Source organism: Streptomyces sp. NPDC059866 (assembly GCF_042731325.1).
In the GTDB taxonomy this organism is placed as follows: Bacteria; Actinomycetota; Actinomycetes; order Streptomycetales; family Streptomycetaceae; genus Streptomyces; species Streptomyces flavusporus.
The window spans coordinates 271581-281972 of the sequence record NZ_JBHWJT010000012.1; the positions used below are offsets into that span (position 1 = coordinate 271581).

Sequence of the window (10392 nt, forward strand, 5' to 3'; positions counted from 1 at the left end):
GAAGGTGATGGAGAGAAAATGGTCGACAAGGTAGTGATCGTGGGCGGCGGCACGTCCGGCTGGATGAGCGCCAGTTACCTCAAGGCCGCCTTCGGGGACCGGATATCGGTGACCGTCGTGGAATCCGACCGGGTTCCGACGATCGGCGTGGGCGAGGCCACGTTCAGCACCGTGCGGCACTTCTTCGAGTACCTGGGTCTCAAGGAGACCGACTGGATGCCGGCCTGCAACGCCACGTACAAGCTGGGCATCCGGTTCGAGAACTGGTCGGAGGTCGGGAAGCACTTCTACCACCCCTTCGAGCGGCTGCGGGTGGTCGACGGCTTCCCGCTGACGGACTGGTGGCTCAAGCAGCGGCCCTCGGACCGGTTCGACGTGGACAACTTCGTGATGGCGCAGCTGGGCGACACCCTGCGCTCCCCGCGCTTCCTGGACGGCACGCTCTTCGAACGCGGCAGCAGCGAACTCGGCCCCGGGGGAGCCGCCTTCCGGTCCACCCTGACCGAACAGGACACGCAGTTCCCGTACGCCTACCACTTCGACGCGGCCCTGCTCGCGAAGTTCCTCACCGAGTACGGCGTCAGCCGCGGGGTCCGGCATGTGACCGACGACGTGGTGGACGTCAAGCTCGACGACCGCGGCTGGATCTCCGCGGTCGCCACCCGTGGCCACGGTGACCTGGAGGGCGACCTCTACATCGACTGCACCGGGTTCAAGGGCATGCTGCTGAACGGCGCCCTGGAGGAGCCGTTCGTCTCCTACCAGGACACGCTGCCCAACGACCGTGCCGTGGCGCTGCGCGTCCCGGTGGACACGGCCGAGAAGGGCATCGCCCCGTACACCAAGGCCTCCGCCATGGAGGCCGGCTGGATCTGGACGATTCCGCTCTTCGACCGGATCGGCACCGGCTACGTGTACGCCAGTGAATACACCACGCCCGAGGAGGCCGAGCGCACGCTGCGCGAGTTCGTGGGTCCGGAAGCGGAGGGCCTGGAGGCCAACCACATCCGGATGCGGATCGGCCGCAGCCGCAACTCCTGGGCGAAGAACTGCATCGCCATCGGCCTGTCCAGCGGATTCGTCGAGCCGCTGGAGTCGACCGGCATCTTCTTCATCCAGCACGGCATCGAGCAGCTGGTCAAGCACTTCCCGCAGGCCGACTGGTCGGAGCAGCTGCGCGACTCCTACAACCGCGCGGTCAACAACTGCATGGACGGCGTACGGGAGTTCCTGGTGCTGCACTACCGGGGCGCGGCGCGCAGCGACAACGCGTACTGGAAGGACGCCAAGACTCGCAAGGTGCCCGACGCCCTGCAGGGGCGGCTGGAGCAGTGGCAGACCAAGCTGCCGGACGCGGAGAACATCTTCCCGCACTACCACGGCTTCGAGGCGTACTCCTACGTGGCGATGCTGATGGGCCTGAAGGGCATCCCGCTGCGCGCGCCCGGCGCGCTGGACCTGATGGACGGCAGCGCCGCCGCCGAGGAGTTCGCGCGGGTCCGGTCCACCAGCAGTGAGCTGGTCCGCACCCTGCCCAGTCAGTACGAGTACCTCGCCCAGATGCACTGACGCGGGACACGGCCATGCCTGCTACGGAAGGAAACCTGGTGATGCGGGGATGATCGCACCCAACACCCCTTCGGCGGCCACTCTCGCACCCGGTGAGTTTCGCGAGCTGATGGCCGGATTTCCCACCGGCGTCACGGTGGTCACGGCCTTCGACGGGGCGCGGCGGCCCTGGGGGATGACGTGCTCGTCCCTGTGCAGTGTCACGCTGCGGCCGCCGACCCTCCTGGTGTGCATCAGGAACGGCAGCCCGACCCTCGCCGCCGTGCTCGACGGAGGCCGCTTCTCGGTCAACCTGCTGAGCGATGCCGGGCGCCCGGTCGCCGAGCTGTTCGCGTCCGGGGCGTCCGACCGGTTCGACCAGGTGCAGTGGGAGGACGCGCCCGGCTGCGGCGGCCCGCATCTGCCGGACGTGGCGCACGCGGTGGCCGACTGCCGGGTGCTGAGGACCGAGCCGGTCGGCGACCACACGGTCGTCTTCGGCGAGGTCGAGCGGTCGGTGACCTGGACGCCGGCCCCGCAACCGCTGATCTACGGGTTGCGCAGCTATGCCGTCTGGCCGACGACATGAGGGCCAAGCGGTCTCGGAGCGACCTGGCGTACTACGGGGGTACGCCGGGTTTCGCCGAGGACATCAGGGTGGGGACGCCGAACGTCCCCGCCAAGGAGCGCTATCTGGAACTGGTGAACGAGGCCATCGACCGCCGGTGGCTGAGCAACCTCGGCCCGCTGGTCCGGCAGTTCGAGGGGCTCGCGGCACAGCGGACGCTGCGCGCGCACAACACCGCGACGAACAACGCCACCACCGCGTTGCAGGTCGCCGTGAAGGCGTGCGGTGTCACCGGCGAGGTGATCATGCCGTCGTTCACCTTCGTGGCGACCGCCCACGCGATGAACTGGATCGGTCTCACCCCGGTGTTCGCCGACGTCGACCCCGAAACGGGCACGCTGGACCCCCGTTCGGTCGCCAAGGCGGTGTCGCCGCGCACCGGCGGCATCCTGGGCGTCCACATCTGGGGCAACCTCTGCGACACGGCCGGACTCGACGACGTCGCCCGGGAGGCGGGCGTGCCGCTGGTCTTCGACTCGGCCCAGTCGTTCGGGTGCCGGCCCCTGCTGCCGGGTCCGAGCGGGACGGCGGAGGTGTTCAGCTTCCACGCCACGAAGATCCTGAACTGCTTCGAGGGCGGGCTCGTCGCCACGGACTCCGCGGACGTCCACGCCCGGGTGCGGTCGATGCACAACTTCGGCTTCGACGAGGCGATGAACGTCGTCGGCCCGGGCACGAACGCGAAGATGAACGAGTCGTCGGCGGCGATGGGCATCGCGTCCATCGAGCACCTGGACGACATGCTGAAGATCTACCGGGCGCACTACCTGCGCTACCGGGAAGGCCTGGCGGCGGTGCCCGGCGTCACGCTGATGGCGGCGCCGGACGGCCAGACCCACAACCACCAGTACGTCGTCGTGCAGGTGGACCCCGAGGCGGCCGGCCTGGACCGCGACCGGCTGGCGGACATGCTCGGGGCGGAGAACATCCGTACCAAGAAGTACTTCTCGCCGGGCTGCCACCGTATGCGGCCCTACCGGCAGGACGCCGTGCACACGCCCGTCGACCTCTCGGTCACCGAGGCGCTGACGGAGCGTGTGCTGGCCCTTCCCACCGGGCTGTCGGTGACGCCGGACGACGTCGACCGCATCAGCGACGTGATCGCCGCCGCGGTCCGCTACGCGTGACGGCGCGACCGCTCCCGCGGGGCAGCCGCATCCGGGCCGTCGCCGCCCGCCAGCTCCTCGATGAGCTCGGCGGCGCGGCGCGGCCCGTTGTGGGCGCGGTACTCCTCGCCGAGCGCCTGCGCCCGCGCGCGGAACGAGGGCTCACGGAGCACCTGTTGCACCGCCGCGCGCAGCCGCCGCTCCAGGTCGTCGCCGCTCTTGAGGTGCACTCCGGCCCCGGACCAGCCGACATGCGCGCCGACCTCGTTCTTGTCCTCGGTGGCCGAGGCCACGACGAGCGGCACGCCGTTGCTCAGCGCCGCGGTCACACCGCCGTAGCCGCCGTTGGTGACGAGGAGGTCCGCGTGCGGCAGCAGATGGTGGTACGGCACGAACCGCTCCACCCGCACGTTGTCCGGCAGCGGGCCCAGGTCGATCTGCTCGGGCGGGACGCCGGTCGTGACGACGATCAGGGCGTCCAGAGAGGACAGCGCGCGGATCGCGGGCCGCAGCAGACGCTCCGGCTCGTTGGCGACGGTGCCCTGCGTCAGATGCACCACCCGGCCGTACGCCGTCAGGTCGCCCCACCAGGCCGGCGGCTCGAACGCGTCGGTCGCCGCGCCCGTGATGGGGCCGACGAAGCGGGTCTGCGGGAGCAGATCGCTGCGCGGGTACTCGAAGGACGGCACCGTCCCCAGCAGATACAGCGACGGCATCCGGACGATGTTCTCGAACGCTCCGGCGTCGATGGGCGGCAGACCCACCTGGGCCCGCGTCCGGTCGGCGGCACGGCGCAGTTCGCGCATGATGACGTGGTCCGCCGTCCACTTCAGCGTCCGGTTGCGCAGCCGCCCGAGGACCGAGGACGAGGGCTTCAGGCCCATGCCGAACGGTGCGGTGTCGCGGCTGCTGAGGGTGTAGATCGAGGTGGCCATCCAGACCAGCGGAATCCCCTTCAGCTCGCTCAGGAACCCGCCCGCATAGGTGGTTTCGTCGGTGACGACCACATCCGGCTTTAATTCCTCGGCCAGCGCCGAGAGGTCCCGGAGCTGGTCGGGTGCGGTGCCGAGAAAGACGTCCCGGAAGACCGCGATCATTCCCTTGACGCCGGTGAGACCGGTGTGTTCCGGAAACGCCTCGTCATGTGTCATGCCGCCGTAGTCGAATCCGGAGACGATCGGCGAGAACCGGGCACCGGTCCTTTCGACGCGTTCCTGGAAAACCTTGCCGGTGTACCAGGTCACCGTGTTTCCACGGCGTACGAGCTCTTTCACCAGATGCATGATGACATTGACATGGCCTTCGGCCGGCGCCGTCGCCACGAGCACATTCGCCAAGGCTCTGCCTCTCTTCTCGGCCGATTGTTTGCTGTGGGCGGAACGCTAACCCAGAAGTTGGCCGTTCAGGCGGGGGTGATCTGGCCGAACGGCACGCCGGAGGAAAGCATGGTTTCGGGAGGTGTGTTCAATGCAGATACTCGTGACCGGAGGAGCCGGCTTCATCGGCTCCAGCTACGTACGCATGCTCGTGTCCGATGCGGAAGCGCAGGGGCGCCGGCCCCGTGTCACCGTGCTGGACAAGCTCACTTACGCCGGGAATCCGGCAAATCTCGAATCGGTTGCCGGACGTATCACATTCGTCCAGGGCGACATCTGCGACGCGGGCCTGCTGGCGCGTGTGGTGCCGGGGCACGACCTGGTCGTCAATTTCGCGGCGGAGACCCATGTCGACCGGTCCATCGAGGACTCCGGCGATTTCGTCCGCACCAACGTCCTCGGCACGCAGGCTTTGATGCAGGCCTGCCTGGATGCGGGCACCCGCAGGGTCGTGCACGTGTCGACCGACGAGGTCTACGGCAGCATCGCCACCGGCGCCTGGAGCGAGGACGCCCCGGTGTCGCCCAACTCGCCCTACGCGGCGTCCAAGGCGGGCGGCGACATGATCGCCCTCGCCTATGCGCGCACCCACGGGCTGCCTGTCTCGGTCACCCGGTGCGGCAACAACTACGGCCCCTTCCAGTACCCGGAGAAGGTCATCCCGCTGTTCATCACCAACCTGCTGCGCGGCCGCCGGGTCCCGCTGTACGGGGAGGGGAACAACGTGCGCGACTGGATCCACGTCGAGGACCACTGCCGTGGCATCCAGGTGGTCGCCGAGCGCGGCGCGGCGGGCGAGGTCTACCACATCGCCGGCACCGCCGAACTGACCAACCGTGAGCTGACCACCCATCTGCTCGAAGGGCTCGGCCGCGACTGGTCGATGGTCGAGCACGTGCCCGACCGCAAGGGCCACGACCTGCGCTATGCGCTCAGCGACAAGAAGCTGCGCGCCCTCGGGTACGCACCGGCCATCTCCTTCGACCGCGGCCTCGCCTCGACGATCGACTGGTACCGCACCCGTTCCGCCTGGTGGGAGCCGCTCGTCGGCGGCCCGGGACCCTCCCCTGCGGCACCGTCCGCGGTGCCGCAGCAGGCCGAAAACAGGTAGGCAGCCTACTCAAGTGGACTGATCTGTGTTACCAATTAGTTGGTAGCCAACGTATTGGCAGGCAATTCAGAAGGGACCCCCCCGGTGACCAAACTGCTGCTCTCGGTGCATGTGCTGGCGTCGATCGTGGCGATCGGCCCGATCACGGTGGCGGCGTCGATGTTCCCCCGCTTCGTCAAGCCGCAGACCGGGGACGACGACCCGAGCGGGGAGGAGCGCACCCCCGCCACCGCGGCGCTGCTGCACCGGATCTGCCGGGGGTACACCGTCGTCGGCGTCGCCGTACCGGTCTTCGGTCTTGCCACCGGCGCTCAGATGGGTGTGCTGGGCGATGCCTGGCTCATCGTCTCGATCATCCTCACGGCGATCGCCGCGGCCCTGCTGCTGATGGCGATCCTGCCCGGTCAGGAGCGGCTGCTCGCCCAGCCCGCCGGTGCGGCGGCGGGCGGCGGCGCGGGTGCGGCCGTGGACACCGCGACCGCGGAGGCGACCCGGTCCGCGGCGGCGCGGCTGGCCATGGTCACCGGGATCTTCAACCTGCTCTGGGCCGTCGTGGTCGTGCTGATGATCGTCCGCCCCGGCTCCACGACCGGCGCCTGAGCCCCGTACGCCCGCAGACCGCCACCGCAGTCGACCACACCGAGTACGCCCAGTACGCCCAGTACGCCGAGTACGCCGAGAACGAGGACTGACATGACCCTCTCCCCCGCAGCATCCGGTCTTGCCGGAGCCCTGGCCGATTCCGTCGCGGGCCCCGTGCTGCTGCCCGACGACAGTGGTTTCACCGAGGAACTGGCCAGTTTCCAGCTCGGGTTGCGCCACCAGCCGGACCTCGTGGTCGGTGCACGCCGGGTCGCGGACGTCCGGACCGTACTGCAGCTGGCCGGCGAGCACGGGGTTCCGGTCACCGTGCACAACACCGGACACGGGATGCGCTTCGCGGCCGACGAGGGAGTCGTCCTGACGCTGCGCCGGCTGAACGGCGTCCTGGTCGATCCCGCCACCCGCACCGCCCGCGTCGGCGGCGGGGCGACCTGGAACGACGTCATGGCGGCCGCGGCACCGCACGGCCTGGTGCCGCCCAGCGGCAGCCTGGGCTGTGTGGGCGCCGTCGGCTACACCCTCGGTGGCGGGATCAGCCTGCTGGCCCGCTCCGACGGCTGGGCCAGCGACCTGGTCCGCTCGTTCACGGTGGTCACCGAGGACGGCGAGGAGCGGGAGGTCGGGCCGGACGACGCCGAGTGGTTCGCCCAGCTGCGCGGCAGCGGACCGGTGCGGGGCGAGGTCGTCACCGGGATGACCGTCGGCCTGCTGCCCGAGGGGCGTCTGCAGGGCGGCGGGCTGACCTTCGACATCGGGGCGACGGGCGCGGAGGGCGACCCGGCGGTGCTGCACGCCTTCCGGGAGTGGACGGCCGACCTGCCCGACGAACTCACCTCCACCCTGCGGGTGATGTCCTTCCCCGACCTCGACTACCTGCCTCCCATGCTGCGCGGCCGGCGCATCGCGCGTGTCGCGGTCGCGCTGCGCGGCACCGAGGATGACGCCGAGCGGCTGGTCGCGCCGCTGCGGAAGGTGGCGCAGCCGATCGAGGACACCCTGGCCCCGATGCCGTTCGCCGAGTACCCCCGGGTGCACGCCGAGCCGGACAACCCCGGGCCGTTCATCGGGGAGAACCTCCTGGTCGACGCCCTCGACGTGACGGCCCTGGAGAACCTGGCACGGCTGACCGGACCCACCATGGTGATCATGAACATCCGTCACCTCGGGGGAGCCCTGGCCCGTCCCGCCGCCGTCCCCGACACCGTGCAGGGCCGCGATGCGCAGTACCTCGTCGCCGCGGTGGCGCCGGTCGACCCGCAGGTGTCGGTCACCCACCCCGGGGCCGCCTACGACCAGGCCAACCCCGGCTGGGCACTGGAGCCGTTCGGTACGGCCAAGGTCGGCGTCAGCCCCGGTTTCAGCGTCGGGCCGCGCGGCCGTAGCTGATCCCCGATCTGCACCGCCCGGGCCGGCCGGCATTCCCCCGAGTCGTGCCGTCCGGGCGGTGCGCACAAACGGTCCGGGCGCACTGTTCAATCTTGTCACCGATGATTCCCGAGCCATATTCTCCAATGCGTCGGACGCCACTCGGAGAAAGGCCTTCAATGGATTTGAAGCCGCAGGTGAACGAGCTCTGGAAATACATCGGCGAAAACGAGGTCAACGAAGAACTGATCGGTGACCTCGCCGATTTCAAGCGAAGTCAGGTGAACTACCGGCTGACCTACTTCGATGTCCGCACGAACGGCGTCCGCTATCTGAAGACACTCATCTACAACCTGGCCGGCCAACTGAGCCCGGAGAACTGGGAGCGGCTGCGCCGGATCGAGGGGCGTGAACTCGGGCAGCCGTACTCGATCACCTACGACGGGGAGTCCGTCTGCCTGGACTACCTGCGCGCCGTGCGCGATCTGGAGTTCATCGAGAAGAACCTCGACCTCGACGGCGGCCGCGTTCTGGAAATCGGTGCGGGATACGGCCGTACATGCCACACGCTGATGTCGAACAAGGACATCAGCGCCTACACGATCATCGATCTGCCCACCACGATGGCGCTCTCCAGGAAGTACCTGCGGGCGGTGCTGTCGGAGGAGCAGTTCAGTAAGATCACGTTCATTCCCATCGACGAGATCAAGACGTCTCTCGGCGACGCGGAATTCGACCTCTGCATCAACATCGACTCGCTCGCGGAAATGGACGTCGAGACCGTCCGTTACTACTTCGCGCTGATCGCGGAACGCTGCCGGCACTTCTACACGAACAACCCGGTCGGCAAGTACATGGACAAGAGCCTCGACGACCACGCCCGCGGCGAGGACGCCATCGCCCGGGCCCTGGACGCGGGGCTGCTGACCGATGTCATCGACGTCCACGACAACCGTGCGGTGCGGGAGCAGGCCCGCAAGTTCGTCGTGGCCTACCGCCCGCACGACAGCTGGCGGTGCGTGGCCGACGAGTGGGCCGCGCCGTTCACCTGGTACTGGCAGGCCCTGTTCCAGGCGCCGGCCGCCGGCCGCTGATGCCGTACGGGGGACCGGCGCCGATCCTCGCCGACGGTCCGGTCGCGCCACTCGGTCAGCACTCCCTGCTGCTGCTTCTGCTCCAGGTCGGTGTGCTGCTCGCCCTGGCGTTGCTGTTCGGCCGGCTGGCCGTGCGGTGGGGGATGCCCGCGGTGGTGGGCGAGCTTCTGGTCGGCGTCCTGCTGGGGCCCTCGCTGCTCGAACGGTTCGCGCCCGCGCTGACCGACTGGCTGTTCCCCAAGGAGCCCGGCCAGTTCCATCTCCTGGACGCGTTCAGCCAGATCGGCCTGATGCTCCTGGTCGGCGTCACCGGCACCCAGCTGAGCCTCGGGCTGCTGCGCCGGCAGGGCACGACCGCCCTGCGGGTCAGCGTCGGCGGACTCGTCGTGCCGCTGGCCTTCGGCATCGGGGTCGCCTTTCTGCTGCCGGACAGGCTGGTGCCGGGAGACGTCGACCGTGCCGTGTTCGCGTTCTTCCTCGGGGTGGCGATGTGCGTCAGTGCCCTCCCGGTCATCGCCAAGACCCTGTCCGACATGGGGTTCCTCCACCGTCCCGTGGGTCAGCTCATCCTGACGGCGGGGCTGGTCGACGACACGGTGGCATGGTTCCTGCTGTCGCTCGTGACGGCGCTGGCCACGGCCGGTCTGACCGTGGGTCACGTCGGGCTGGCGCTCGCCTCGCTGGCGGTCTTCCTGGTGCTGGCGTGCACCGTCGGCCGTATGGCCGTCCGGGCCGTGCTGCGCCGGACGGCACGGTCCGCGGAACCCGGGGCCACGGTCGCCGCCGTGGTGGTGATGGTGCTGCTGTCCGCGGCCGGGGCCCACGCGCTGCACCAGGAGCCTCTTTTCGGCGCGTTCGTGTGCGGCCTGGTCATCAGCTCCACCGGAGAGCTGGCGCCGAACCGGCTGGCCGCTCTGCGTACGGTCGTCATGGCGGTCTTCGCGCCGGTGTTCTTCGCCGCCGCCGGCCTGCGGATGGACCTGACCGGGCTCGCCGATCCGGTGGTGCTGGGCGCCGCGTTCCTGCTGCTGTTCGTGGCGGTGCTGGGCAAGTTCCTCGGCGCCTACGCCGGGGCCCGGCTCAGCCGGCGGAGCCGGTGGGAGGCGCTGGCCCTCGGGGCGGGGATGAACGCCCGTGGTGTCGTGGAGGTGGTCATCGCGATGGCGGGGCTGCGGCTGGGCGTGCTCACCACGGAGATGTACACCGTCATCGTGCTGATCGCGGTGGTCACCTCGCTGATGGCACCGCCGATCCTGACGCTGGCGATGAAACGCATCGAGGACACCGCCGAGGAGACCGCGGAACTGAAGTCCCCGGAAGAGAAGACCGCGGACGAGGAGATCCGCGAGAAGGCGTACGGATAGCGAAACAGCAGGAGGTTCCGCCGGGGGGGGGGGCCGGCGGGGCGCCCCGCCCCCCGCGGGAGCCACCCCGCCCCCGGCGCCCGCACCTCAGGTACACACCGCGCCGAGCGTCGTCGCGCCCATGACCCCGCCCGGCGGCGCCGTACCACCGCCCGCCCCGGCGCCCGCGCCGCCCTACGGCCAGCCCGGTCAGCAGC

The 10392-nt window shown here is 69.7% G+C and carries 9 protein-coding genes; 8 read left to right on the plus strand and 1 reads right to left on the minus strand.

What is annotated here, in order from left to right; translation table 11 throughout:
* The first annotated feature begins 18 nt into the window (after positions 1-18).
* The 3 genes from ACFV7R_RS20675 to ACFV7R_RS20685 are packed head-to-tail and all read left to right on the plus strand — an operon-like array spanning position 19 to position 3303.
* Complete coding sequence (locus tag ACFV7R_RS20675; protein ID WP_385265291.1) at positions 19-1569, plus strand: tryptophan halogenase family protein; 1551 nt, start codon at positions 19-21, stop codon at positions 1567-1569.
* A gap of 49 nt (positions 1570-1618) precedes the next feature.
* Positions 1619-2137, plus strand: coding sequence for a flavin reductase family protein (locus tag ACFV7R_RS20680; protein ID WP_385265294.1), 519 nt, complete (start codon positions 1619-1621; stop codon positions 2135-2137).
* The gene (locus ACFV7R_RS20685) at positions 2134-3303 is read left to right on the plus strand and encodes a DegT/DnrJ/EryC1/StrS family aminotransferase (protein WP_129800643.1); all 1170 of its coding nucleotides are present in this window, start codon (positions 2134-2136) and stop codon (positions 3301-3303) included. The genes ACFV7R_RS20680 and ACFV7R_RS20685 overlap by 4 nt, the downstream gene beginning before the upstream one ends.
* Here ACFV7R_RS20685 and ACFV7R_RS20690 read toward each other — a convergent pair.
* Positions 3294-4565: a glycosyltransferase gene (locus tag ACFV7R_RS20690; protein WP_385265297.1), complete on the minus strand. Its 1272-nt coding sequence runs from the start codon at positions 4563-4565 to the stop codon at positions 3294-3296. The genes ACFV7R_RS20685 and ACFV7R_RS20690 overlap by 10 nt on opposite strands.
* A 184-nt stretch (positions 4566-4749) precedes the next feature.
* On the opposite strand from ACFV7R_RS20690, the gene rfbB reads away from it, so the two are divergent.
* The 5 genes from rfbB to ACFV7R_RS20715 all read left to right on the plus strand — a co-directional run bounded on the left by rfbB (position 4750) and on the right by ACFV7R_RS20715 (position 10195).
* A complete protein-coding gene (gene rfbB / locus ACFV7R_RS20695) occupies positions 4750-5769 on the plus strand; it encodes a dTDP-glucose 4,6-dehydratase (protein ID WP_385265300.1) in 1020 nt (339 codons plus the stop codon).
* A gap of 84 nt (positions 5770-5853) precedes the next feature.
* Positions 5854-6369 (plus strand): hypothetical protein, encoded by a 516-nt coding sequence (locus ACFV7R_RS20700; RefSeq protein ID WP_385265303.1) that lies wholly within the window; start codon positions 5854-5856, stop codon positions 6367-6369.
* Positions 6370-6462: 93 nt separating this feature from the next.
* Complete coding sequence (locus ACFV7R_RS20705) at positions 6463-7758, plus strand: FAD-binding oxidoreductase (RefSeq protein ID WP_385265305.1); 1296 nt, start codon at positions 6463-6465, stop codon at positions 7756-7758.
* Positions 7759-7934: 176 nt separating this feature from the next.
* Positions 7935-8831 (plus strand): putative sugar O-methyltransferase, encoded by an 897-nt coding sequence (locus ACFV7R_RS20710; protein WP_385265307.1) that lies wholly within the window; start codon positions 7935-7937, stop codon positions 8829-8831.
* Positions 8831-10195: a cation:proton antiporter gene (locus ACFV7R_RS20715; RefSeq protein ID WP_385265309.1), complete on the plus strand. Its 1365-nt coding sequence runs from the start codon at positions 8831-8833 to the stop codon at positions 10193-10195. The genes ACFV7R_RS20710 and ACFV7R_RS20715 overlap by 1 nt, the downstream gene beginning before the upstream one ends.
* Positions 10196-10392 lie beyond the last annotated feature (197 nt).

What these genes read in the sequence shown, in the direction of transcription:
- ACFV7R_RS20675 (WP_385265291.1), top strand. Translation starts at nt 19, where the DNA reads ATGGTCGACAAGGTAGTGATCGTGGGCGGCGGCACGTCCGGCTGGATG.
- ACFV7R_RS20680 (WP_385265294.1), top strand. Translation starts at nt 1,619, where the DNA reads ATGATCGCACCCAACACCCCTTCGGCGGCCACTCTCGCACCCGGTGAG.
- ACFV7R_RS20685 (WP_129800643.1), top strand. Translation starts at nt 2,134, where the DNA reads ATGAGGGCCAAGCGGTCTCGGAGCGACCTGGCGTACTACGGGGGTACG.
- ACFV7R_RS20690 (WP_385265297.1), bottom strand. Translation starts at nt 4,565, where the DNA reads ATGCATCTGGTGAAAGAGCTCGTACGCCGTGGAAACACGGTGACCTGG.
- rfbB (WP_385265300.1), top strand. Translation starts at nt 4,750, where the DNA reads ATGCAGATACTCGTGACCGGAGGAGCCGGCTTCATCGGCTCCAGCTAC.
- ACFV7R_RS20705 (WP_385265305.1), top strand. Translation starts at nt 6,463, where the DNA reads ATGACCCTCTCCCCCGCAGCATCCGGTCTTGCCGGAGCCCTGGCCGAT.
- ACFV7R_RS20715 (WP_385265309.1), top strand. Translation starts at nt 8,831, where the DNA reads ATGCCGTACGGGGGACCGGCGCCGATCCTCGCCGACGGTCCGGTCGCG.